General features: G+C 26.6%; 26 protein-coding genes and 2 other annotated features. Of the genes, 1 reads left to right on the top strand and 25 read right to left on the bottom strand.

Going from position 1 to position 23,941, the window contains the following annotated elements:
* Nucleotides 1–167: 167 nt before the first annotated feature.
* Both trpS and BUA77_RS01745 read right to left on the bottom strand, forming a co-directional pair.
* Nucleotides 168–1,172 carry a tryptophan--tRNA ligase gene (trpS, locus tag BUA77_RS01750; protein WP_072886693.1) on the bottom strand — a complete coding sequence of 335 codons (1,005 nt, stop codon included), beginning with the start codon at nt 1,170–1,172 and terminating at the stop codon, nt 168–170.
* A 56-nt stretch (nt 1,173–1,228) separates the two neighbouring features.
* Nucleotides 1,229–1,433 (bottom strand) — a binding site (T-box leader).
* 61 nt (nt 1,434–1,494) lie between these two features.
* The gene (locus tag BUA77_RS01745) at nt 1,495–1,749 is read right to left on the bottom strand and encodes a hypothetical protein (protein ID WP_072886691.1); all 255 of its coding nucleotides are present in this window, start codon (nt 1,747–1,749) and stop codon (nt 1,495–1,497) included.
* Nucleotides 1,750–1,912: 163 nt separating this feature from the next.
* Here BUA77_RS01745 and BUA77_RS01740 point away from each other — a divergent pair, with 163 nt between their 5' ends.
* The gene (locus BUA77_RS01740) at nt 1,913–2,116 is read left to right on the top strand and encodes a hypothetical protein (protein WP_072886690.1); all 204 of its coding nucleotides are present in this window, start codon (nt 1,913–1,915) and stop codon (nt 2,114–2,116) included.
* Between the two features lie 37 nt (nt 2,117–2,153).
* On the opposite strand, the gene BUA77_RS01735 is transcribed toward BUA77_RS01740, so the two are convergent.
* The 23 genes from BUA77_RS01735 to BUA77_RS01625 all read right to left on the bottom strand — a co-directional run bounded on the left by BUA77_RS01735 (nt 2,154) and on the right by BUA77_RS01625 (nt 23,887).
* Nucleotides 2,154–2,852 carry a 5'-methylthioadenosine/adenosylhomocysteine nucleosidase gene (locus tag BUA77_RS01735; protein ID WP_072886689.1) on the bottom strand — a complete coding sequence of 233 codons (699 nt, stop codon included), beginning with the start codon at nt 2,850–2,852 and terminating at the stop codon, nt 2,154–2,156.
* A 78-nt stretch (nt 2,853–2,930) separates the two neighbouring features.
* Nucleotides 2,931–6,035: an isoleucine--tRNA ligase gene (gene ileS, locus BUA77_RS01730; RefSeq protein ID WP_072886688.1), complete on the bottom strand. Its 3,105-nt coding sequence runs from the start codon at nt 6,033–6,035 to the stop codon at nt 2,931–2,933.
* Nucleotides 6,036–6,108: 73 nt separating this feature from the next.
* Nucleotides 6,109–6,361: a binding site (T-box leader), on the bottom strand.
* 79 nt (nt 6,362–6,440) lie between these two features.
* Nucleotides 6,441–6,893 carry a DivIVA domain-containing protein gene (locus tag BUA77_RS01725; RefSeq protein ID WP_072886687.1) on the bottom strand — a complete coding sequence of 151 codons (453 nt, stop codon included), beginning with the start codon at nt 6,891–6,893 and terminating at the stop codon, nt 6,441–6,443.
* An 11-nt stretch (nt 6,894–6,904) separates the two neighbouring features.
* Entirely contained in the window at nt 6,905–7,693 is a 789-nt protein-coding gene (locus tag BUA77_RS01720; RefSeq protein ID WP_242939065.1) for a YlmH family RNA-binding protein, read from the bottom strand.
* On the bottom strand, nt 7,694–7,969 hold the full coding sequence (locus BUA77_RS01715; protein ID WP_072886686.1) for a YggT family protein: 276 nt from the start codon (nt 7,967–7,969) through the stop codon (nt 7,694–7,696).
* Between the two features lie 14 nt (nt 7,970–7,983).
* Nucleotides 7,984–8,436: a cell division protein SepF gene (locus BUA77_RS01710; protein WP_072886685.1), complete on the bottom strand. Its 453-nt coding sequence runs from the start codon at nt 8,434–8,436 to the stop codon at nt 7,984–7,986.
* An 11-nt stretch (nt 8,437–8,447) separates the two neighbouring features.
* On the bottom strand, nt 8,448–9,149 hold the full coding sequence (locus tag BUA77_RS01705; RefSeq protein ID WP_072886684.1) for a YggS family pyridoxal phosphate-dependent enzyme: 702 nt from the start codon (nt 9,147–9,149) through the stop codon (nt 8,448–8,450).
* Nucleotides 9,150–9,160: 11 nt separating this feature from the next.
* Entirely contained in the window at nt 9,161–10,417 is a 1,257-nt protein-coding gene (locus BUA77_RS01700; RefSeq protein WP_242939066.1) for an HlyD family efflux transporter periplasmic adaptor subunit, read from the bottom strand.
* Nucleotides 10,418–10,643: 226 nt separating this feature from the next.
* Nucleotides 10,644–12,119, bottom strand: a complete 1,476-nt coding sequence (spoIVA, locus tag BUA77_RS01695) for a stage IV sporulation protein A (protein ID WP_072886682.1) — start codon at nt 12,117–12,119, stop codon at nt 10,644–10,646.
* Between the two features lie 126 nt (nt 12,120–12,245).
* Nucleotides 12,246–13,271 carry an NAD(P)H-dependent glycerol-3-phosphate dehydrogenase gene (locus tag BUA77_RS01690; RefSeq protein WP_072886681.1) on the bottom strand — a complete coding sequence of 342 codons (1,026 nt, stop codon included), beginning with the start codon at nt 13,269–13,271 and terminating at the stop codon, nt 12,246–12,248.
* Between the two features lie 17 nt (nt 13,272–13,288).
* Nucleotides 13,289–13,882 (bottom strand): glycerol-3-phosphate 1-O-acyltransferase PlsY, encoded by a 594-nt coding sequence (gene plsY, locus BUA77_RS01685; protein ID WP_072886680.1) that lies wholly within the window; start codon nt 13,880–13,882, stop codon nt 13,289–13,291.
* A gap of 5 nt (nt 13,883–13,887) precedes the next feature.
* Nucleotides 13,888–15,210 (bottom strand): ribosome biogenesis GTPase Der, encoded by a 1,323-nt coding sequence (der, locus tag BUA77_RS01680; protein ID WP_200773903.1) that lies wholly within the window; start codon nt 15,208–15,210, stop codon nt 13,888–13,890.
* Between the two features lie 18 nt (nt 15,211–15,228).
* Entirely contained in the window at nt 15,229–16,560 is a 1,332-nt protein-coding gene (locus BUA77_RS01675; RefSeq protein WP_072886678.1) for a DUF512 domain-containing protein, read from the bottom strand.
* An 86-nt stretch (nt 16,561–16,646) separates the two neighbouring features.
* The gene (locus tag BUA77_RS01670) at nt 16,647–16,838 is read right to left on the bottom strand and encodes a capping complex subunit for YIEGIA (protein WP_072886677.1); all 192 of its coding nucleotides are present in this window, start codon (nt 16,836–16,838) and stop codon (nt 16,647–16,649) included.
* A gap of 2 nt (nt 16,839–16,840) precedes the next feature.
* Entirely contained in the window at nt 16,841–17,749 is a 909-nt protein-coding gene (locus tag BUA77_RS01665; protein ID WP_072886676.1) for a YIEGIA family protein, read from the bottom strand.
* Nucleotides 17,750–17,848: 99 nt separating this feature from the next.
* Complete coding sequence (locus BUA77_RS01660) at nt 17,849–19,123, bottom strand: HAMP domain-containing sensor histidine kinase (RefSeq protein WP_242939064.1); 1,275 nt, start codon at nt 19,121–19,123, stop codon at nt 17,849–17,851.
* A 7-nt stretch (nt 19,124–19,130) separates the two neighbouring features.
* Complete coding sequence (locus BUA77_RS01655; protein WP_072886675.1) at nt 19,131–19,820, bottom strand: response regulator transcription factor; 690 nt, start codon at nt 19,818–19,820, stop codon at nt 19,131–19,133.
* A 14-nt stretch (nt 19,821–19,834) separates the two neighbouring features.
* Complete coding sequence (pgeF, locus tag BUA77_RS01650; protein ID WP_143151272.1) at nt 19,835–20,542, bottom strand: peptidoglycan editing factor PgeF; 708 nt, start codon at nt 20,540–20,542, stop codon at nt 19,835–19,837.
* A gap of 4 nt (nt 20,543–20,546) precedes the next feature.
* A complete protein-coding gene (nrdR, locus tag BUA77_RS01645) occupies nt 20,547–21,005 on the bottom strand; it encodes a transcriptional regulator NrdR (RefSeq protein ID WP_072886673.1) in 459 nt (152 codons plus the stop codon).
* 47 nt (nt 21,006–21,052) lie between these two features.
* A complete protein-coding gene (locus BUA77_RS01640) occupies nt 21,053–21,316 on the bottom strand; it encodes a YlmC/YmxH family sporulation protein (protein WP_072886672.1) in 264 nt (87 codons plus the stop codon).
* A 94-nt stretch (nt 21,317–21,410) separates the two neighbouring features.
* The gene (gene sigG, locus BUA77_RS01635; RefSeq protein ID WP_072886671.1) at nt 21,411–22,184 is read right to left on the bottom strand and encodes an RNA polymerase sporulation sigma factor SigG; all 774 of its coding nucleotides are present in this window, start codon (nt 22,182–22,184) and stop codon (nt 21,411–21,413) included.
* Nucleotides 22,185–22,274: 90 nt separating this feature from the next.
* On the bottom strand, nt 22,275–23,006 hold the full coding sequence (gene sigE / locus BUA77_RS01630; protein ID WP_072886670.1) for an RNA polymerase sporulation sigma factor SigE: 732 nt from the start codon (nt 23,004–23,006) through the stop codon (nt 22,275–22,277).
* A 32-nt stretch (nt 23,007–23,038) separates the two neighbouring features.
* Entirely contained in the window at nt 23,039–23,887 is an 849-nt protein-coding gene (locus BUA77_RS01625) for a sigma-E processing peptidase SpoIIGA (RefSeq protein WP_072886669.1), read from the bottom strand.
* Nucleotides 23,888–23,941: the final 54 nt, after the last annotated feature.

The raw sequence follows: 23,941 nt of genomic DNA, 5'->3' as shown, positions 1-23,941 counted from the left end.
AAAACATATAATTTATTTCTATATTTTAACCAAATTATTTTAAAACATTACATACCTTCTTATACAATTTATTCCTTCATTTAGCATATTCATTTTTTTAACAAAATATTCCTTTATGCATTTACTCAAATAAAAGACTGTTGTCAAAACAACAGTCTTTTGTTATACTATATAAATTTCCTTGGTATAAATCCTACCTTTTTGTAAACTTTTCTTAATGTTTTTCTAGCAGCTCTTTCTGCTTTATCTGCACCTTGAGCATAGATTTTCTCTAAATAATCTTTATTATTTAATAAATCATTATATTTTTCTCTTACAGGTCTTAAACTCTCTATTATAACTTCAGCCACATCATTTTTAAATTCTCCATACCCTTTTCCTTCATACATTACTTCAATTTCTTCTGTAGTCTTTCCTGAAAGTTTTGAATAAATATCTATTAAGTTTTTAATTCCTGGCTGTTCATCAGAATATTTTACTATTCCAACTGAATCCGTTACTGCTCTTTTTACTTTTCTAAGTATTGAATCAGGTTCTTCTACCATTCCTATATATGCATTTTCATTTTCATCTGATTTTGACATTTTCTTTGTAGGTTCTTGAAGGCTCATTACTCTAGCTCCTACTTTAGCTATATATGGCTTAGGAACTTTAAAAGTTTCACTATATCTTTTATTAAATCTTTGCGCTAAATTTCTAGCAAGCTCTAAATGCTGTTTTTGATCTTCTCCTACAGGAACAAAGTCTGCTTGATAAAGTAATATATCAGCTGCCATTAATGTAGGATATGTAAAAAGAGCTGAATTTAAATTTGCTTCATTTTTTTTAGATTTATCTTTAAATTGAGTCATTCTATTAAGTTCTCCCATATAAGTTATAGAGTTTAATACCCAAGCAAGTTCAGCATGAGCACTTACATGTGACTGCATAAATATCGTATTCTTATCAGGATCTAACCCACTTGCTATATATTGAGCAATAGCTTCTATTGAATTTTTTCTTAAATTTTTAGCTTCTTGAGGTACAGTAATTGCATGTAAGTCTGCTATAAAATAATAACAATCATATTCTTCTTGAAGAGATACCCAATTATTTATTGCTCCTATATAATTACCAAGTGTTAATTTCCCTGATGGTTGAACTCCACTTAATATTACTTTTTTTTCACTCATTAGTTAAAACCTCCTGTTAAACTTATATTTATAAAACAAAAACTCGTCTCTATTAATATAGAGACGAGTTAATTCCCGCGGTACCACTCTAGTTGACAAATGTCCACTTTATCCTATAACGGTGGATATCCGTTAAACCTTACTGTTATTTCAGATTTAAGCTCATAAGTCCATTCAATATAAACATCAGTTCTAGGCTCACACCATCCCTAAATCGCTGTAACTTCATTTATATTTACTACTCTTAATCATCACTTTAATTTTATCAAATTTTTAAAAAGATATATATAATTATATATCTTTTTTATAGTTCATTCAAATATTATTTATTGTCACCTTCTATACTATGAATAATAGCAATATTTTGTTCAAAATTTTCTCTTTTTATATTAATATCAGTCCAATTTCCTATTAGTTCACTATTATTTTTTGAAAAATAATCACATATATTAACCTCATCTAAATCACTATCCATGCTAGTAACAAAAGTTATTTTATTAACTTTTGTTATTTTATTATCTTTACAAATTTCATTTAAAGAATTATAAATTCTCTTTAATAAAGTTCTATCATACATTCTTATTTCTCTCCCATCTTTTAAATAATTATTTAATATTTTCATTCTTTAAAATATATGTATTACTAATAAATATGATGAAACCTTATCTCCATATTTTTGTAGTAATATTTAATAAAATAAGTGAAAAAATATATATAACTTATTAAAGGAGGTATTTTTTATGCCATGGAAAAAAGGAAGAATTGAATTTGATGATGGAAGTGTATATCCAGCTGAGATTTTACTTAGAGAAGATGGAAAAGTATGGAACACAAAAATATATAAAGATGGAAAAATCATAAATGAATTCAATCCATATGATTTTGCCAATAAACTAGGTAAAAAAGTGGAAGATATTTATCCTTATAAATATCATATAGATTAAAGTTTAGAAAGGCTGATTTTTAATATCAGCCTTTCTTTTATATATTTTTTAGCATGCTAAGTACTATATCTTTTGAATTATGTGCTGCTTCTTGAACAAATTCTTCATATGTAACATCAGCACTTCCATCTGCTTTATCAGACATTGCTCTTATTATTACAAATGGCACATTATTTACAAAACAAGTATGTCCAATAGCAGCCCCTTCCATTTCTGCACAATATCCATTAAGCTTATTAACTAATTTATCCTTTAATTCTTTACTGCTAACAAATATATCTCCTGTTACAACTCTTCCTTTTAATACCTTATGATTTTTAACATTTTTAATACTTGAATTATAGGCTACATCAATTAGTCTATCATCTGCTTTAAATATAGAAGTTTCCATTCTAGGAATTATACCTAATTCATATCCAAATACGCTTGTATCAAAATCATGATGAAGAGTATCTGTAGATATTACTATATCAAATACATCAAGTTCATCATGAAGTGCTCCTGCAACTCCTGTATTTATAACAGCTTCAACTTTAAATTCACTTATAAGTATTTGAGTGCAAAGTGCAGCATTTACTTTACCTATTCCACATCTTACTAAAACAACATCTTTATTTTCTAGTTTTCCTACATAAAATTTTAAAGAAGCTTTTTCTATTGTTTCCTCTATATTCATTAATTCTTTGAGTATATCTACTTCTTCATCCATGGCCCCTATTATTCCAATTCTATTCATTTTTATTCCTCCTAATTATAATATTTTTACTTTATTTATTTTAGCAGAAAAAAGTGCTCCATGAAAGGAGCACTTTTACTAATTTACTTTTTCTATTTTAATTCCAGTTTCATGATCATTTAAATTATGTTTTTCAAAGCCATCATCAGAAACTTCATCTAAAGTTACTGCTAAAGTTTCACTCATTATATAGTCTCTATGAATTTCAACAGCTTTAGATATAACTTCATCTCCACTGAAATAAATTTTTATATTATCCATCATTTCATAATCATTATTCTTTCTCATTTGCTGTACTTTAGATATAAACTCTCTTGCATATCCTTCATTTATAAGCTCTTCTGTAAGAGTTGTATCTAAAATTACAAATAGATTATTTTCCATAGATACATTAAATCCTTCTTTTGCAGAAATAGTTACTAAAACATGATCTTTTGTAACTTCAAATTCTTCACCTTCAATATCTACAACTACACTTTCTCCATTTTCTAATTTTGGAACTACAACTGATGCATCAACTTGTGATAAAGCTTTACCAAATGCTTTAAGCTTAGGTCCAAGTACAGGCCCTAAAACTTTGAAGTTTGGCTTTAAGCTAAAGTTCATATATTCATTTAAGTTCTTAGCAAATACAACATTCTTAACATTTAGTTCCTCTTTAATTAGTGGAACAAGATCATCTATTAATTCTTCATATTTACCATCTATTAAAACTTTTTGTATTGGTTGACGTACCTTTATTCTTACAGTTTCTCTTGATGCTCTACCAAGAGTAACTAAGTTCTTAACTAAGTCCATTTTTTCCTCTACTTTTAAATCTATTAATTCTTTATTAGCTCTTGGATACTCACTTAAATGAACTGAGAATTCACCAGTAAGATTTTTGTATATTTCCTCAGAAATATAAGGAGCAAATGGAGCTACCATTTGTGATATTCCAACTAATATTTCATAAGTAGTATTGTAAACTGCTTTTTTATCCTCAGTAAGCTCAGTAGCCCAGAAACGTCTACGAGAACGTCTTATATACCAGTTTGAAAGATCTTCATTTACAAATTCTTGAATATCTCTAACTGTTTTTGTTAATTCAAATACACTTAAATATTCTTCTACTTTTGCTTTTAAATTATTAAATTTAGATATAATCCATCTATCAAGCTCTGGTCTATCTTTATATTCTACAAAGAAATCAGTAGGATTTATTTCATCTGTGTTTGCATATAAAGTAAAGAAGTTATATACATTTTTTATAGTTCCAAAGAATTTACTTTGAACTTCTTTAAGTCCATCTATATCAAATCTAGTTGGAGTCCATGGTGGTGATACATAAAGTAAATACCATCTTAAAACATCTGCACCATATTTATCAAATAATTCAAATGGATTAATAGTGTTTCCTCTAGATTTAGACATCTTTTTACCATCTTTATCAAGTATTAAGTCAGTAACTAATACCCTTTTATATGGAGCTTTCCCTTTTACAAAAGTTGATATTGCAAGTAGTGAATAGAACCATCCCCTAGTTTGGTCTATTCCTTCAGATATAAAGTCAGCAGGAAATAATTCATCAAAGTTTTCCTTATTTTCAAAAGGATAATGATGTTGAGCATAAGGCATTGCTCCACTGTCAAACCAACAATCTATTACATCCTTAACTCTAGTCATAGTTTCTCCACACTTGCTACATTTTATATGAACATCATCTATATAAGGTCTATGAAGTTCTATAGTTTCATCTATATCTTCTATAGCTTTTTCTACAAGTTCTTTTCTTGAACCTATAGATTCTTTATGTCCACATTCGCATGTCCAAATATTAAGAGGAGTTCCCCAATATCTACTTCTAGATATAGCCCAATCATTTAAGTTTTCAAGCCAATTTCCAAACCTCTTTTCTCCAACAAATGAAGGATACCACTCAACTGTATTATTGTTCTCTATAAGCTTATCTTTAAGCTTTGTCATCTCTATATACCAACTAGGCTTAGCATAATATAAAAGAGGAGTTGAACATCTCCAGCAATGTGGATAATTATGAGCCACTTTTTCTTTTTTGAAAAGTTTTCCTTCTGCGTGAAGCCATTTTATAATTTCAACATCTACTCCTTCTTCCATTACAAACTTACCTTCCCATGGAGTAGCTGTAAACTTTCCAGTTTCATCAACAGGCTGAAGTACAGGAAGATTATATTTTCTACCTAAATTATAGTCATCTTCACCAAAAGCAGGAGCAGTATGTACTATACCTGTCCCATCTTCTGTTGTTACATAATCACCACAAGTTACAAAGAAAGCTTTTTTATCAGCCTTTACAAATGGCATAATTTGTTCATATTCTATTCCTTCCAAATCTTTACCTTTAAATTCTTCTAAAACTTCAAAATCTCCATCAATGACCTTTGAAGATAGATTTTTTTCTACATAATATACTTCATCATTATATTTAACCTTTAAGTAAGTTTCATTAGGATTAACAGTAAGTGCAACATTTGATGGTAATGTCCAAGGTGTTGTTGTCCAAACAAGAAAGTATTCATCTACATCTTTTCTCTTAAATTTAACTATAACTGTATTTGTTTTTACTTCTTTATATCCTTGAGCAACTTCGTGAGAAGCAAGTCCAGTTCCACATCTTGAACAGTATGGAAGTATTTTATGACCTTCATATATATATCCTTCTTTATTAAACTTATCTAGTATCCACCAAACACTTTCTATATAGTTATTGTCAAGTGTTATATATGGATTATCAAGGTCTATTTCATAAGCCATACGCTCTGTCATTTCTCTCCATAACTTTTCATATGAAAAAACTGATTCTCTACATTTTTCATTAAATTTGTCTATACCATAATTTTCTATTGCCTGCTTATCTTTAAGATTTAACTGCTTTTCAACTTCTATTTCAACAGGAAGACCATGAGTATCCCATCCTGCTTTTCTTTTTACTTGATAACCACTCATAGTTTTATATCTACAAACAGAATCTTTTAGAGTTCTAGCCATAACATGGTGAATTCCAGGTTTTCCATTTGCAGTTGGAGGTCCTTCGAAAAATACAAAAGAAGGCTTATCTTTCCCATGCTCTAATGTTTTTTCTAATATATTTACTTCTTTCCAAAAATCAGATATTTGTTTTTCACTTTCCACAACTGAATTGGCTAATGATTTAAATTTCTTCATGTATTTCACCCTTTCTTATGTATTTATTATTGTCCAATTAACTTTTATTTTACACAAAAAAACCTCGACCCTATAAAGGGACGAGGTTAATACCCGTGTTACCACCCTAATTACCATATCTTAAATATATAATTAATAACATAAAATTTGTTTTAAATATGGTATCTCATTAAATTTAACGGCTTTGCCGGCTCAGCTTAATCACTATTGTTTTCAGCCTACAGCTCAAGGGTGATTTTCTATTTTATAGATTTACTGACTTTTCAGCAAATGTCAGCTCTCTGTAAAATCATCTAAAATATACTCTTCCCTTTCATAGCTTTTAAAAATATTTAATTATTTAAAACTTTTAAAAGATTTATTAGCATTTTATAATAAATTTTTAATTTGGTCAATATTTTTTTATTAATCTATATCATCAAATGTTTCATCTATAGTCTTTATTTCATTTTCAAGAAGTGCTTTGAACTTTCCTCTAAATAACTTAAATGACTTTCTTGTTTCTTCATATTCTTTTCTAATTTCTATAACTTGATTATTTGCCTCTTCTATTATTTTTCTAGCTTTAAGTTCTGCTTCATCTATTATTAGCTGTGCTTTTTTTGATGCATTAGAATTTACTTCTTCAGCTGTATTTTGAGCAATTATAAGAGTGTTTTTTAATGTATCTTCAATATTTTTATATTTATTAACTTGTTCACTAAGCATATTTAATTTATCTTTTAATTCTATATTTTCTTTATATAACTTTTCAAAATCTTCTTTAACTTCATCTAAAAATTCATCTACTTCCTCTTCTTTATATCCTCTTAAGCTTCTTTTAAATTCCTTATTTTCTATGTCTAATGGAGTTATCATACCCAAACCTCCTATAGTATTATTTTTGCCTTGACTTTTACTCGTCCTTTTTTAGTATAATTTCCTATTTCTGATATTATAGCTCTTCCTCTTCCCTTTACAGATATTAAAGATTCCTCTTTTACAACTTTAGAAGCTGAACTTATAGGTTCAAAATCAATACAAACTTTCTGAGATGATATAAGCTTAGTACTCTCTTGTCTTGATAAGTTATATATACCTGATATTATGCAATCTAACCTTTGTGAAGAAACTGTAAAACTCACTTCTTTATATTCTGGTTCAGAATACTTTATATCTAAAAAGTTTATTTCCTTTATTTTCACACTATTATTTCCGACTTTATTTAAATTCAATAACAAAAAATCACATATATCTTTTTTAACTATTACTTGCCAAAAATCTTTATGTATTAATATATCTCCAATTTTTTCTCTTTTAATACCAAGACCTAATATAGCTCCTAAATAATCTCTATGAGATATTTCTTTAAATTTAAAATTGCCTGTTATCTCCAAAACCTTTATAGGTATGTCTAAATCTTGCTCAAATACATAATAAGGATATATATATACTACCTTTCTTTCTGCTTCTTCATATCCTCCATATATAAAATATTTTACATCATCTATATAGTTTAATACAGATACTGCATTTTTTATTTCATATGGATTTAAAAAGTCAGTACATCTATAATCATGATTTTTTATTACACCTATAGCTTTATCTATTACTTTATACATAGTATTTTTAAGTTCTAAATCTTTTATATGATTTGTAAGTCTTTCTTTATCTATCATCTAAAAAGCTACTCCTATTAATATTCTAACTAATACTTGATATACAATTTTTATTAAAAAATATGCAATTATTGGTGAAAAATCTATTGGCCCTGTATTTAAATATCTAAACATTAAATCTCTAACAGGTCCAAGTATTGGTTCTGTTAATGAATAAACAATATCATAAAATCTAGAATATCTAGCATTTGGAACCCAAGACATAATTACTCTGATTAAAATCATAAGTTCTAAAAACTCAACAAAATAACCTAATGCTTTAATTATAATCCACATAATTTATTCTCCTTTTAGATTTCTTTTTGCCATGGAAATAATCCCTTGTTCTCAAGCTCCTTTTTTATATTTCCATCTATATCTATATTGCTAGGAGCTAATATAAATATACCCTTAGATACCTTTTGAATACTCCCATCTAAAGCATAAACAGCACCACTTATAAAATGAAATATATTTTTAACAAGCTCTACATCTTCTATATTTTCAAGATTAACAATAACAGCTTTTCTATTCTTTAAATTGTCTACTATAGATGCTGCCTCATCATATTCTTGAGGTTCATGTATCATTACTTTCATTTGAGTAGTAGCATGTATATTAACTATTTTATTATTTATTTTAGAACTTGTTCTTTGATTAAAGGGTATAATTTCTTCTTCATGCTCCTCTTCTTCATATTCCTCTTCTTCATATTCTTCAAATCCCATAAACTTTTTTACTTTATCTACAAATTTATCCGACATATTTATACCTCCTATTTCATATAATTTCTTTTCCCAAATATAGAAGTTCCAACTCTAATCATATTTGCTCCTTCTTCTATTGCAACTTTAAAATCATTACTCATCCCCATAGATAAATAATCCATATATACATTCTCTAAGTTTAATTTTTTTATTTCATTCGATAAATCTTTCAACTCTCTAAAATATATTCTAACATCTTCTGGATTATCAACATATGGTGCCATAGTCATAAGTCCTTTTATTCTTATATTATTAAATTTATTAGATACATTTTTTATAAATTCAATAACATCTTCTTTATAAATACCATGCTTACTCTCTTCTTTTGAAATATTTACTTGAACAAGACAATCTATTACTTTATCTATAGATTCAGCTCTTTTGTTAATTTCTTTACATAATGAAATTCTATCTAATGAATGTATCATATCTACCTTATCAATTATATATTTAACTTTATTAGTCTGTAAAGTTCCTATAAGATGCCATTTTACTTTACTACCTATTAGATCATATTTTTTTACCAACTCTTGGACTTTATTTTCTCCTACATGCTTTATTCCGTTTTTTATTGCTTCTTCTATTATAGGGATATCTACTGTTTTTGTAACTCCTATTAAAACAATATCATCTTTATTTCTATTTACTTTAACACAAGCATCTTCAATATCTTTAAATACATTATTTAAATTTTCTTTTATATAATTCAAAATACCTACACCTACCTTATTTTTTGACCCTCTTTAATATTTTTCGGATTTAGAATTAGCTCATCGTATAAATCTATAGTATCAATTCTATTTTTTTTGATGTCTCTATAATTTAAAACAACGTACTCACTATTTTCTCCTAGAATACTTTTTAATTCTTTAAAAATAGCATTTCCAGTTTCTGAAAGCACATAAGCTCCCCTTTTACCCTCTTTAGTTATAATAGCATTTTTAGGAATTTTTATACCATTTATTTGTTTATATATAATTTTAAAGTTACTAACTCTATTACTATAAAAATCTACTTTTTCTTCATTTATTTCAAATACTGCAATATATTTTCCTAATTTATCTTTATATAAGTATATAACTGTTCCTGTAAAAACTTCTTTATCTTTTATAATTTTAACTTTTTGATTTATTTTTAATTTATCATTTTCATCTTTATCCAATATAACAGCAATATACCAAATATGATTATTCACAATTTTTGCAATGGGATCTCCAACTTCTACAGTGTCTTTCTCTTTATTTATCTCATTTTTATTATTTTTAACTTTAGATAAATATTCTGAATCTAATTTATCTAAAGAAGAAATTTTAAGGATATCTTCAAGCCCATCCGCATTAAAAGAAATAACTCCTGTTTCATCAGCTAAAATAGTATTCACTGAACTATTGATTTTATTTTCAAGAATTGCTTTTTCTTCTTCCAAAGTCTTTATATTTTTTCCTACAATACTTTTTTCTCCCCAAATCAAGCTTTTTTTATCTATAAAATAATAAAGATCTTCTTTTAAATTCTGTATGTTTTCTATATCCCCATCTACTATTTTATTTTTTATTTCTGACCTTAAAACTTTTATTTTATTATCTATTTTCTCTATATCTTTTTTTAAAATTTCTTCATCTCTATTTGTTTTTATACCTTCAATTCTTCTATTTAATGTATCTAGCTTTTCTTTAACTTTAGAATCTATTTTTTTTATTTCTATTTCTGCAATTTTTTCATTTTTTGGTATTCTTTTACCTTCATTGACAAAGTAATTTATTTTTCCAGATGCTTTCGAAAAAATAAGTTTCTCATTTCTTATTATTACTCCTGTCTTTTCTATAGTTTCTGTTAAGTTTCCATATTCTACAGTTACTATTGGTATTGTAAAATTAGATAAATTATTAATCAATTTAAATAGTATGTATAAAAAAACACCTAAAATTATAACATAATTAAATCTAATTTTCTTTTTTTTCTTTTTTCTTGCCTTCATTTTAGCCAAAAAACTCACCTCTATATAAATTAATAATTCTTCAAAAACTTTATTTATCCTTTTAATAATTTAACATTTAAGAAAAATCCATAATTTTCTATACAATTGGAAAAAGGGCTTAGAATAGAACATCCACTCTAAACCCTTCTAATTATAAAATTATATCAACATTTTATTAAAAGTCAAGAAAAAAGGAACTTATAAATAAGCTCCTTACAATCTACATTTATAATATTATAGTTATTAAATTAGCACTACCTTCATTTATTATTTTTTGAAGTGTTTTTTGCATTTTAACTCTTACATCTTCTGGCATCATAAATAGTTTATTTTGAAGCTGTTCTTTTACTAAATCATGTAATGATTTTCCAAAAATATTTGATTGCCATATTGCTTCTGGATTTTCTTCAAATCCCTCTAATAAATATTTTACTAGTTCTTCTCCTTGCTTTTCTGTTCCAACTACAGGTGATACTTCTGTAGCAATATCGGCTCTAATTAAGTGAATTGATGGAGCTTTAGCTCTAAGTTTTACCCCATACTGATTTCCTTTTTTAACAGTTTCAGGAGTATCAAGTGTTAATTCATCAAGTGATGGTGGAACTAATCCATATCCTTTAGTTCTAACATCGTTTAATGCAGTTTCTACTTTATCATACTCTCCTTTAATCTTAGATAATTTAGAAATCAAATTAAGTAATTGATGCTCTCCTTCAATTCTAAATCCAGTTTTTTCTTCAAGAATATTATAAAATAAATCCTGTCTTGTTTCCAATTTTACATTTACTATTCCTTCCCCTAATCCTACATCATCTAAATAACATTTTTCTAAAAATTCCATATCATGAAATCTATTTACAATATTTTCAACATCTCTTATTTTATTTATATCTTCTAAGCTGTCTTTTATTGTTTTAATTATATTGCTTTTAATCCAATGATTTTTTTCAAGCCCTTCTACCCAAGTTGGTAAATTTATATTTACTTCTCTTAATGGAAAATCAAATAATATACTTTCCATTATATTTTCTACATTCTTCAAATCCATATTTAATATATCTACAGGAAGCACAGGCATTTCATATTTTTCTTCTAATTTTCTTTTTAGATTTAAAGTATTCTCACCATTAGGATGAGTTGTATTTAGTATTATAGTAAAAGGTTTATTTAATTCTTTTAATTCGTTTATGACTCTTTCTTCAGATGGTATATAACTTCTTCTATCTATTCCTGTTATGCTACCATCTGTTACCACTACTACTCCTATTGTAGAATGTTCATTTATAACTTTTTTAGTTCCTATTTCTGCAGCCATTTCAAAAGGAATTTGCTTTTCCATCCAAGGAGTAGATACTAATCTTTCTTTTCCCTCTTCTTCATGTCCTAATGCTCCATCTACCAAATATCCTACACAATCTACCATTCTTACTTTCATTCTAAGTTTTTCTTTAAGTTTTATTTCTATTCCATCTGCTGGAACAAACTTTGGTTCTACAGTCATTATTGTCTTTCCTGTACCACTTTGTGGAAGTTCGTCTCTTGTCCTTTCTCTTTTGTAGTCATTTTCAATATTAGGAAGAACAAGAAGTTCCATAAACTTTTTTATAAATGTAGACTTACCAGTTCTAACTGGTCCTACTACCCCTATGTATATATCTCCCTGAGTTCTTTTTGAGATATCTTCATATATATTATTATGCACAATTATCCCCCCCGCATTAGATTCTTAATAAATATATATTATTAATAAAGTATTAATATTACAAAATAAAAAAATTCCCCATTGCTTTTCTTTATTAAAAAGCAATGGAGAATTTTAGTACACTCATTAAAAATTAAATTTGTCATCAAGTACAACTTCTTCTATTTCATGTGTTTTACTTCTAAGCATTAAATTTATAACTGATTCATTTACATTTTTATTTTCATATAAAACTCCATATATTTCTTTAGTTATCGGCATGTCTATACCATATTTTTTAGATAGATTATACGCTACCTCTGTAGCTGTTATTCCTTCTACAACCATCTTTATTTCTTTTAAAGTTTCTTCTAGTGTTTTTCCTTGACCTATTAATATACCCGCTCTTCTATTTCTACTGTGCATGCTAGTACACGTAACTATTAAATCTCCTATTCCTGAAAGTCCTGAAAAAGTACTTCCATGAGCTCCCATGGCAACACCGAGTCTTCCTATTTCTCTAATTCCTCTCGTCATTAAAGCTGCTTTTGTATTATCTCCATATCCAAGCCCATCACATACACCTGCTCCAAAGGCAATTATATTTTTAAGAGTTCCTCCAAGTTCCACTCCTATTACATCAGGGTTAGTATATACTCTAAATTTTGGATTTATAAAAGTATCCTGTACATATTCAGCTATTTTTATATCATTTGATGCAACAACAACTGTAGTTGGCATATCTTTTGAAACTTCTTCAGCATGAGAAGGCCCAGATAATATAGCATAATTATTGTATGGGAGTTCTTCTTTAACCACCTGTGATATTCTCAAATTAGTACCTTTTTCAAAGCCTTTTGCCACATTAACTATAATTTGATCACTATTTATAAATTCTTTTGCAGATTTTAAAACTTTTCTAACGCCTTGAGATGCTACTGCTAATACTACTATTTTAGAATTTTCTACAGCTTCTTTTATATCTAATGTTAAATTTATATTGTTAGGCAATATTACTCCTGGAAGATATTTTACATTCTCTTTAGTTTTTATCATACTTTCATATTGGTCTTTGTTTCTCATCCAAAGGCTAACATCATAACCTTTTTTAGATAGTAAAATTGCAAGTGCACTACCCCAACTACCAGCACCCAATACACAAATTTTTTCCATAAAGACACCTTCCTAATTTATCTTATTTCTACCTTTTGACCTATTTTTCTTTCTTTTTTATTAATAAGTCTTTTTATATTGGTTCTATGTGTAAATAAAATTAAAAACATTAACGCTAAAGATAGTATAAACTCATTTTTTCCCTTAAAGAACATAAAAAATGGAAAAGCACATATTCCAAGTATTGACCCAAGAGATACATACCTACTTTTATATATAGTTATTATTCCTATTAACATGCAAAAAATAGCTTGCAGAGGGTATATAGCTAACATAGAGCCAAGTGTTGTTGCAACACCTTTTCCCCCTCTAAATTTTAATAAAACAGGCCAATCATGCCCTAAAACTACAAATAAAGCAGAAATTAAAGCTGCATTTTTACCACCTAATTTTAATCCTACAAATACAGCTACAGCCCCTTTTAATCCATCTCCTAAGAATGTCCAAAGTGCTGCTTTTTTTCCTAAAGTTCTAAGTACATTTGTAGTTCCTGCATTGCCTGAGCCATGGTCTCTAATGTCTATCTTTGCCATGGTTTTACCTATTATATAAGACGTTGAAAAATTTCCCAAGAAATAAGAAATTAAAGCGGATAAAAAATAATTGTTCATATAACCTATCTCTTCCTTTCTTTTTCTTTGTAATTAAATCTTATAGGCGTTCCCTCAAAACCAAAATTCTCCCTTATTTTATTTTCTAAATATCTTTGATATGAAAAATGAGTAAGCTCTTTATCATTAATAAATAGTGTAAAGTTAGGAGGTTTTACAGAAGTTTGTGTTCCATAGTAAATTTTTAATCTCTTACCTTTATCTGAAGGTGGTTGATTTAAAAGTACTGCTTCCCCTATAACATCATTTAAAGCACCTGTATGTACTCTTTTTGAATGTTCATTAGATACACATTTTATCTTTGGTAATAATTTATGCATTCTTTGATTAGTTTTTGCAGAAACAAATAATATTGGTGCATACATCATAAATGGAAATTTTTCTCTTATTTGTTTTACAAACTTATTCATTGTTTTATCATCTTTTTCTATTAAATCCCATTTATTAATTACAATTATACATGCTTTTCCTTCATCATGTGCAATTCCTGCTACTTTAGTATCTTGCTCTGTAACTCCTTGAGTTGCATCAATTACTATAAGAGCAACATCAGCTCTTTCTACTGCTGCAATAGACCTTAATACACTGTATTTTTCTATATTTTCACTTACTCTACTTTTTCTTCTAAGTCCTGCTGTATCTATTAATAAATATTTATCTTCTCCATCTTCAAAATAAGTATCTATTGCATCTCTTGTAGTTCCTGCTATAGGACTTACTATAACTCTTTCTTCTCCTAGTATATTGTTTAGTATAGAAGATTTTCCTGCATTAGGCTTACCAACAATCGCTACCTTTATAATATCTTCGTCATACTCGGTATCTAATCCTTCTGGAAAATTTTCAATAACTTCATCTAATAGATCTCCTATTCCAAGACCAATTGAAGCAGATATTTCTATAGGATCTCCAAATCCTAATTCATAAAAATCATAATAATGCTCAGATTTATTTTTATTATCTACCTTATTTACAACTAATAAAACTGGTTTATTAGTTTTTCTAAGCATTTGAGCAACTTCTCTATCATCATTAGTAAGCCCAACTTTACCATCTACAACAAATAATATTACATGAGCCATATCCATTGCAAGTTCAGCTTGAGTTCTCATTTGAGAAAGTATTATATCTTCACTTTCAGGTTCAATTCCTCCTGTATCAATTAAAGTAAAATACTTATTTAACCACTCACCCTCTGCATATATTCTATCTCTAGTTACTCCTGGCGTATCTTCTACTATTGCAATTCTTTTTCCAACTAATTTATTAAATAAAGTGGATTTTCCAACATTTGGTCTTCCAACTACAGCCACTATTGGTCTACTCATAATAATATCTCCTTTCTTTTATCCTATTAATTTCTTTATAAATTCTCTTCCTTTATTTTTAGAAGGAATTACTTTTATATTTAATTTTTTTTCAAGCTCTTCTAATGTGATATCATCTAGAAAAATATCTTCATCTGATTTAAGCATAGATTTTGAAATGATAAGCTTATTTCCTAAATTTTTTCCTTTTAGTTGTTCAATCAAATCACTTGCAGTAATAAGACCAGCTACAGTTATACTTTCTCCAAAATATTCATTTCTTATTTTATAAATATTTATCTTTAATCCTTCTATATTATTCATAATTTTATTTGAAATATTTTTCATAAACTCAAATGCTGATTCTCCTGTAGCAATAGAAACTACTTTTTCCTTTTTTAATTTAAGAAATGTATTTTTTAAATAGTCATTTACTTCTTTTTCAAATTTAGCAATTAAACCTACACCATTTTCTATTTGAGGAAAACCTTCATAGCTTTCATAATCCGGCATTTTTTCCTTAGCCATTATGTAAAATTCATCAGATAAAAACACAAATCTAGTTCCTAAATCATTTAAAAACTTTTCTTGAACCTGTTTTATTTGAGAAATTAAATTTTGAGAACTCTCTTTATCAAACTCTTTTAAATTATAAAGTCCTTCTCTAAATTTTGTAAGTCCCACTGGAACAATTGCAACACTTTTTACATGAGGATATAATTTAGATAAATCTAAAAGAGTTTTGTCTAAATTCTCTTTATCATTTATATCAGGACAAAGTACTATTTGACAGTTCATATCTATTGAAGCATTTGCTAGCTTTTTCATTATATCATATAATTTACCCGCATTTTTGTTATTTAACATTTTAACTCTTAAATCTGAATCAGTAGTATGTACAGATATATTTACAGGGCTTATTCTATATCTTATCATTTTCTCTATATCTTCTTCACTCATATTCGTAAGAGTTATAAAATTACCTTGTAAAAAAGATAATCTAGAATCATCATCTTTGAAGTAAAGTGTTTTTCTCATTCCTTTTGGTAGTTGATCTATAAAACAAAACATACACTTATTACTACAACTTCTAGCTCTATCTATAATAGGATTTATAAACTCTATTCCTAAATCTTCATCATATTCTTTTTCTATTTCATATATATATATTTCTCCATTTTTCTTTTGTATTTCTACATCTAAATACTCATCAGAAATTAAAAATTTATATTCAATAATATCCTGTATCTTTTGATTATTTATACTTAACAATATATCTCCTTCTTCTATTTTAAGTTCATGAGCTATACTATTCTTTTTAACATTGCTTATAATGTTTTTCATTTCAGTATTTTTTATTTCCAAAGTCATCACCACTCTTTAAATAATATGTCAAATTATATTATCATGTAATATATTAAGTAGTCAAGATGAGAAAAGGTACCTTTTAAGGTACCTTAATGTTTAACTATTATAAATGTATCATTTTGTACATCATGAACCATCCCCATCATGCACTTAGATATTATTAATGATCTTCTTTCTAACTCTTCTCTATTCTCAACATAAAATATAGGTATTGTATTAGATACCATTTTTTTATCTGTAGTAACTATAGCAAGTATAAAATCATTTATACCTACATCCATAATTATTCCCTACCTTTCAAGAAATTTGTTTTCCCCTTTGCTGATTCTATAACAGGAGTATTTTTTATTATTTCTATAAGCAAGCTTTCATCCTTTTTAACAGGTATTATAGGCATAACTACACTTTCATTTTTAGGATTCCTCCTGACAATAGGAGTAAAATCAGGCTCATCAACATCTTTTTTGATTCCAAGCTGTACACAAGCATTATGTGCAATTGCTTGTCTTTGTCCTACATTAGATAGGATTCCTATATTATTAGAATCTTTTGGAATTATTTCTACAGCGAGTCCTTCTTTTAAATATCTTTCTTTAGAAGAAGAAAGTCCTATATTCATGATTACAACATTATTTACCATAAGTAGTGGTCCATCAAAACTTATTTTAGCTGGTACTACATCAGCTATTTCTCCAATTTTATCTCGTGTTAATACAATTTTAAGAAATGTAGCTACTATTATTCCAGCTAAAACAGATGCAATAGTAGATATTATATTATTCAATTTAAAAATATTGGAACATGCATAAAATGTTGTCCCTGTAGCTAAAGCTGTAAGTATTGCCATATAATTTCTTGCCTCAAAAGCTTTTGCAATATCCTCAATATAAGCTGTCCCTCTTGGCACAAGTTCTGTACTTTCTATATTATCTAGACTTTGTCTCTCCATATTTCTAACATCTCTAAACTGTTGTGCTGCTAATGCTAAAAATGTAACTGCTGAAAATTCTTTTTCTGCTAAAGCTGGAACTGCTACTGCTCCTAGTGCAGCTGCAATCATGCCTAATGTTATATGAGATACAAATCCTTGAGGATAGGTTGGATATTGCCTATAATCAAGCCTCATCATATAAAACCTTCCTATTATTCCCATTATAAATGAAGAAGTAATTAAATGTATGTAATTATTCACTACACCATCTCCTTTTAAAAGGATATCATTTAGATATTTCTTATATTTCTTATTTTTTCAAAAAAAAAATAAAAATTTCCTTGTAAATTAAGGAAATCCTTATTTTGGAATAATAACTATGAATTCTGTGCCTTTATTCAATTCACTATTTACTTCTATCTTTCCATTTAAAGATATAACTATATGCTTTAAAATAGCAAGTCCAAGTCCTGTTCCTCCTATTTTTTTGCTTCTAGCTTTATCTACTCTATAAAATCTTTCAAATATCCTAGGTATATCTTCATCAGGTATTCCTATACCTGTGTCTTTAACACTTATTTTTATATTTTTGCTATCTTCTTTTACTAAAACTCTTACACTTCCTTCTTCAGGTGTATATTTAATTGCATTGTCTATTAGATTTACAAAAATCTGCTTAATATAGTCTTTGTTTGTTTTTAAATATATATCTTTACTCGGGAAATTATAAGTATAATTTATATTCTTATTTTTTGCTAAATTAAAAGTAAGGTCAAATACTTCCTCAAATGTTTCCCATAGATTAACATCCTCATATTTATCATTTTTGTTATTTTCAATAAATGATAGCATAAGTATATCATCAATAAGTCTTCTAAGTCTATTTGACTCAATATCAATTATATCTAAAAATCTATTTCTAGTTTCAATATCAATTTCATTATTACTTTTTAATGTTTCAATAAAACCATTTATAGATGTTAGAGGAGTTTTAAGTTCATGTGTTACATTAGCAACAAAATCAGATCTTATCTTTTCAAGTTTTACATTTTCTGTTACATCTTCAATATTTATAATAGATCCTATTATAACATTCTCTGCATTTTTTAATAATATAGGGTCTATCTTTACTTTATAAAATCTATCTTTTTCATCTTCTATTTGTATCTGAGTACTTTTTCTAATAGGAATTAAGTTTTTTATAGACTTTAATAAGACATCATTATTTATAACTTTATCTATTTTTTCTCCTTCAAATTTATCACTTTCATAATTGAAAATTTCTTTTGCTACATCGTTAATTAAAAGTATTGTTTCATCATTGTCAATAGCTACTATTCCATTAGATATACTCTTTAATATAGATTTTAATTTAATATTTTTATCTTCAAGCTCCTCTATATTATTGTTAATTTTAGTTATCATAAAATTAAAATTATTAGATAACCTTCCCAAATCACCACTATATTGATTTTTTAATTTAACAGAAAAATCTCCATTACTAACTTTATTAGATACAAGTATGATTTCTTTTAAATATCTCCTCAATATTGTTAGATATCTATATATTAAAATTGATATTATAGTAAGCAATAAAACTAATACATATATATCATTATAATTTATACTAATCACCTGCTCTCTACTTTATCTTGTATCCAACACCTCTTATAGTTTCTATATATTTAGGTCTTTTATCATCATCTTCTATTTTTTTTCTTAAATGTCTTATATGAACATCTACAGTTCTAGTTTCTCCAAAATATTCATATCCCCATATTTTATCTAATAAGAAATTCCTAGATAAAACTTTGCCTCTATTTTGAATTAACAATTTTAGAAGTTCAAATTCTTTTAATGTTAAGTCTATTTTTTGTCCATTTTTTATAACTTCGTAGTTTTGAAGATCTACTTTTATCTCTCCTAAAGTAATAGTATTTTTATTTTCTCCTTTAGTTGAATAATACCTTCTTAATACAGCATTTACTCTAGCTAATACTTCTTCAATGCTAAAAGGCTTTGTTATATAATCATCAGCTCCTACTTCAAGTCCTTCTATTTTATCTTTTTCCATAGTTTTAGCAGTAAGCATTATTACAGGTATATTTTTTATATTTTCATCATTTCTTACTCTTTTTAAAACTTCAATTCCATCCATATTAGGAAGCATTCTATCTAAAAGTATTAAATCTGGATTTACTTCTTTAGATTTAATAAAACCATCTAATCCATCATAAGCTACTTCAACCTTATATCCTTTTATTTCTAAATTAAATTTTAAAAGTTCAACTATATGCTCTTCATCATCTACAACAAGTATTTTTCTATCCATATTCATCCTCCTGTTTAGATTAGTTCAATTATAAAGCCCATTCTTTTTGAAGTTCCTTTATCTCTTCTATAAGAATGGAATAAATCCCCATTGCAGTGTGTACATAAATTTAAATTAATTATATTTTCTTTTTTTATTCCATTGTTAATCAAAATGTATTCATTTATTCTCCAAAGGTCTAAAAAATACTTCTCATCTTTTATTATATAAAAACTATCATCTATATTTGTAAATTTATTGTTAAACTTTTTAATTAAATCTTCTCCTACCTCATAACAACAAGGACCTATTGATGGTCCTATAATGCAAATTATATCATTGCTTTTAGAATTAAAATTTTTTTTCATGTTTTTTATTAAATTTGAAGATATTTCTTCAAATGTTCCTCTCCATCCAGCATGAGCACATCCTATAACCTTATTTTTTGTATCTATAAATCCTATTGATACACAATCTGCTACAAACACCATTATTGGAACTTTAGACAATTTTGTTATAAGTCCATCACCTTCACTAATTGTGCCTATTTTATTGACATCATCTATTATTGCTATATTGTTTCCATGTACTTGCTTGTTAAATGTTAAATTTTTAAAATTAAAATCTAAATCTTTACAAAATACTTCTCTATCTATTTCCTTTGATATATCTAAATCCTTGGTTGTAAAAGCTATATTTACAAAAGGATATTTTTTTATATCATCAAAAAATATGTATTTCATGAAATCACCTTTTCTCATTTAAAATTTTTTCAAGCTCTTGTAAAAAAGTATTTATGTCTTTAAAATGTCTATAAACAGATGCAAATCTAACATAAGCCACTTCATCTATTTCCTTTAATTTCTCCATAACTAATTCTCCTATTTTGTTGCTATCTATTTCTCTAACCATACTTCTATTTATACTATTTTCTATATCTGTAACTATATTTTCTATTACATCAATAGATACAGGTCTTTTTTCACAAGATTTTATAATTCCATTTATTATTTTACTTCTATCAAATCTTTCCCTATTTCCATCTTTTTTTATCACCATAAGTGTTATATCTTCTACTTTTTCATAAGTTGTAAATCTTTTTTTACAACTTTCACATTCTCTTCTTCTTCTTATAGAACTTCCTTCATCTGTTGGTCTAGAATCAATTACTTTAGACTGAGAAAAATTACAATATGGACACTTCATAGCATACCTCCATTTTTTATCTTAAGTTCATTATATACATTAACAAACTATATGTCTATGTTATTAAATTCTACTCTTTGGTCTATCTTTACTAAAATAGTATCACACCCCACTTTTACTATATCATTCCAAAAAATTGAATAAACTTCTCCTCTTCCCAGCAAATACAATTTTGAGTTTTCATTAAAAATAATTAAAGATCTTATTTTACCTTCATTCATATCTAGTTCTATATCATTTATAAACCCTAATTTTTTTCCATTATTTACATTCACAACTTCCTTTTCCATCATTTCTGATATTTTAAACATATAAATCACCCTCCTTATAAATAATAATTATGAATTAACAAATTATTTTATAACAAATACAGAATCTAAAAAAAAATTGACCTTAATTTTAAGGTCAAATATATTTTCTCATATTTTTTAAAGCATTTTTTTCTATTCTTGAAACTTGAGCTTGAGATATACCTATTTCTTCAGCTACTTCTATTTGTGTTCTTCCTTTATAAAATCTTAAGTCAAGTACAAGCTTTTCTCTACTATTTAATTTTTTAATAGCTTCTTTTAGTGCAATTTCCTCTATCCAAACTTCATCATTTCCTTTTTTATCTTGAACTTGATCCATTACATATATAGCATCACCATTGTCTTGATATATAGGATCAAATAATGAAATAGGATCTTGTATAGCATCAAGAGCCAAAACTATATCCTCTCTATCTATATCAAGTTCCTTAGCTATATCAGATATAGTAGGTTCTTTAGAATTTTGTCTAGTAAGTCTTTCTCTTATCTGAAGAGCTTTATAAGCTATATCCTTTAAGGATCTACTTACTCTTATAGGATTATTATCTCTTAAATATCTTCTTATTTCTCCTATAATCATTGGAACTGCATAAGTAGAAAATCTTACATTCTGATTTAAGTCAAAATTATCTATAGCTTTAATAAGTCCTATACATCCTATTTGAAATAAATCATCGATATTTTCTCCTCTGTTATTAAATTTTTGTATTACACTTAATACTAACCTTAAGTTTCCTTGCACAAATACTTGTCTAGAATCTTCATCTCCATCTTTTATTTTTAGCAAAAGCTCTTTCATTTGTTTATTACTCAATACTGGTAATTCAGATGTATTTACTCCACATATTTCTACTTTATTAATTTGCATCAGTACCAGTCCTCTCCTCAAGTTATTTCTTTTGAATTATTTACATAAATAAATTTTTTATACTTTTGAGGAGTCGTAAATATTAGGAAACTATACAAATTTTTTCATTTCTTTTGTTAATCTATATATTATTTTTTTCTCAAGTCTTGATATATATGATTGTGATATACCTAGAATATTTGCTACTTCTTTTTGTGTTTTTTCATTTCCACTTTGAAGCCCAAATCTTAACTCCATAATCTGTTTTTCTCTACTAGATAATTTATCTAAAGCTATTTGAAGAAGCTCTCTATCTATTTCTTCTTCTATTAATTTGTATATTTCATCATTTTCTGTTCCAAGAACATCTGAAAGTAAAAGTTCATTTCCATCTAAGTCAATATTTAATGGTTCATCAAAGGAAACTTCAACCTTTTTTTTGCTATTTTTCCTTAAATACATAAGTATTTCATTTTCTATACACCTTGAAGCATATGTTGCAAGTTTTATATTTTTATCCAGCTTAAATGTGTTTACAGCTTTTATAAGTCCAATAGTTCCTATAGAAATTAAATCTTCTATATCTAGCCCAGTATTTTCAAATTTTCTAGATATGTAAACAACAAGTCTTAAATTTCTTTCTATCAATATACTTTTTACATTTTCATCTTTGTCAATATTTTTTAAAAGATCTGCTTCTTCTTTTGAATCTAATGGTGGTGGGAGCACATCATTACCACCCAAATAGTATATTTCATCATAATTCATAAACCCAAACTTAATTAATATCTTATTAATTAAATATACAATTTTACCTTTCAATAAATTAAAAAATTTTAACATATATATCCCCCCATAAAACATACTCTATTTATTTAAAGAACACTAGGATTGATTATTGCATTATATTCATCTTTTTGTGAAAAATTTGATAAACCTAAAATAATATTATTCTTCTTATTTCCCTCTACCTCTATATAATCAGCTTTAATTCCTAGTATTAAACCCTTTTCATTTCCTACAACCTTATATGGAATCACTCTAAATCTATTTGAAATTTCAATACTTAATTTACTTAATAAATAGTCTATCTTTTTAAAATCCATAATAGAATAGTCTATATAAACTAATTCTTTAGGTAAAATTTTTTCTAATTTTTTTACATCAACTATCATGACAGGATCTTTCGTTATAGGGTCTTTTAGTAAATTACCTGTATCCATTAAAGCTCTAAAATTCAAAATATTTTCTTCAATTTTAACCAATACGTCTTTTTGCATCTCTTTAAATATATTTAAACTTCTTAGATATTTATAAAAAACACTTAAAAATTTACTGTTAAAAATAATAAACAACCCACCTATAATAACTAGAGAAACTATCGTATAATCTATTCCAGTGCAGTATACTATAAAAAATCCACTACCTGCCAAAAAAATATTAACTAGATAAAAAGTAATTAAAATTTTGAAATATTGTTTCAAATTAGTATAATTAAAACTAATTCCTATAATAATAAAAATAAAAATGATTTTAAATATAATGCTGTATAAAAAAATAAGTTTTGGAATAAAATAAAACATAGAATATATTGCTCCCAGTAATGCTCCAAATAAAGCTTTATATCTAGATAAATAGCAGTTAAGTATTTTAGCAGTAGTTTGTATTATTAAATAATCTAATAATAAGTTTTGTAAAAAATAATACTCTGCATAAATTTTCATTAAAATCACCTTTTTTGAAGTTATAAATTAAATTAATCATACATAAATTATACT

The organism is Tepidibacter formicigenes DSM 15518 (assembly GCF_900142235.1).
Lineage (GTDB): Bacteria > Bacillota > Clostridia > Peptostreptococcales > Peptostreptococcaceae > Tepidibacter > Tepidibacter formicigenes.
This window is presented reverse-complemented; position numbering and strand designations above follow the sequence as displayed.

Bases quoted from the DNA above. Each gene is read 5' to 3' on its own strand.
- trpS (WP_072886693.1), bottom strand. From the start codon at position 1,172: ATGAGTGAAAAAAAAGTAATATTAAGTGGAGTTCAACCATCAGGGAAA.
- BUA77_RS01745 (WP_072886691.1), bottom strand. From the start codon at position 1,749: ATGTATGATAGAACTTTATTAAAGAGAATTTATAATTCTTTAAATGAA.
- BUA77_RS01740 (WP_072886690.1), top strand. From the start codon at position 1,913: ATGCCATGGAAAAAAGGAAGAATTGAATTTGATGATGGAAGTGTATAT.
- BUA77_RS01735 (WP_072886689.1), bottom strand. From the start codon at position 2,852: ATGAATAGAATTGGAATAATAGGGGCCATGGATGAAGAAGTAGATATA.
- ileS (WP_072886688.1), bottom strand. From the start codon at position 6,035: ATGAAGAAATTTAAATCATTAGCCAATTCAGTTGTGGAAAGTGAAAAA.
- BUA77_RS01725 (WP_072886687.1), bottom strand. From the start codon at position 6,893: ATGATAACTCCATTAGACATAGAAAATAAGGAATTTAAAAGAAGCTTA.
- BUA77_RS01720 (WP_242939065.1), bottom strand. From the start codon at position 7,693: ATGATAGATAAAGAAAGACTTACAAATCATATAAAAGATTTAGAACTT.
- BUA77_RS01715 (WP_072886686.1), bottom strand. From the start codon at position 7,969: ATGTGGATTATAATTAAAGCATTAGGTTATTTTGTTGAGTTTTTAGAA.
- BUA77_RS01710 (WP_072886685.1), bottom strand. From the start codon at position 8,436: ATGTCGGATAAATTTGTAGATAAAGTAAAAAAGTTTATGGGATTTGAA.
- BUA77_RS01700 (WP_242939066.1), bottom strand. From the start codon at position 10,417: ATGAAGGCAAGAAAAAAGAAAAAAAAGAAAATTAGATTTAATTATGTT.
- BUA77_RS01690 (WP_072886681.1), bottom strand. From the start codon at position 13,271: ATGGAAAAAATTTGTGTATTGGGTGCTGGTAGTTGGGGTAGTGCACTT.
- plsY (WP_072886680.1), bottom strand. From the start codon at position 13,882: ATGAACAATTATTTTTTATCCGCTTTAATTTCTTATTTCTTGGGAAAT.
- der (WP_200773903.1), bottom strand. From the start codon at position 15,210: ATGAGTAGACCAATAGTGGCTGTAGTTGGAAGACCAAATGTTGGAAAA.
- BUA77_RS01675 (WP_072886678.1), bottom strand. From the start codon at position 16,560: ATGACTTTGGAAATAAAAAATACTGAAATGAAAAACATTATAAGCAAT.
- BUA77_RS01670 (WP_072886677.1), bottom strand. From the start codon at position 16,838: ATGGATGTAGGTATAAATGATTTTATACTTGCTATAGTTACTACAGAT.
- BUA77_RS01655 (WP_072886675.1), bottom strand. From the start codon at position 19,820: ATGGATAGAAAAATACTTGTTGTAGATGATGAAGAGCATATAGTTGAA.
- pgeF (WP_143151272.1), bottom strand. From the start codon at position 20,542: ATGAAATACATATTTTTTGATGATATAAAAAAATATCCTTTTGTAAAT.
- nrdR (WP_072886673.1), bottom strand. From the start codon at position 21,005: ATGAAGTGTCCATATTGTAATTTTTCTCAGTCTAAAGTAATTGATTCT.
- BUA77_RS01640 (WP_072886672.1), bottom strand. From the start codon at position 21,316: ATGTTTAAAATATCAGAAATGATGGAAAAGGAAGTTGTGAATGTAAAT.
- sigG (WP_072886671.1), bottom strand. From the start codon at position 22,184: ATGCAAATTAATAAAGTAGAAATATGTGGAGTAAATACATCTGAATTA.
- sigE (WP_072886670.1), bottom strand. From the start codon at position 23,006: ATGTTAAAATTTTTTAATTTATTGAAAGGTAAAATTGTATATTTAATT.
- BUA77_RS01625 (WP_072886669.1), bottom strand. From the start codon at position 23,887: ATGAAAATTTATGCAGAGTATTATTTTTTACAAAACTTATTATTAGAT.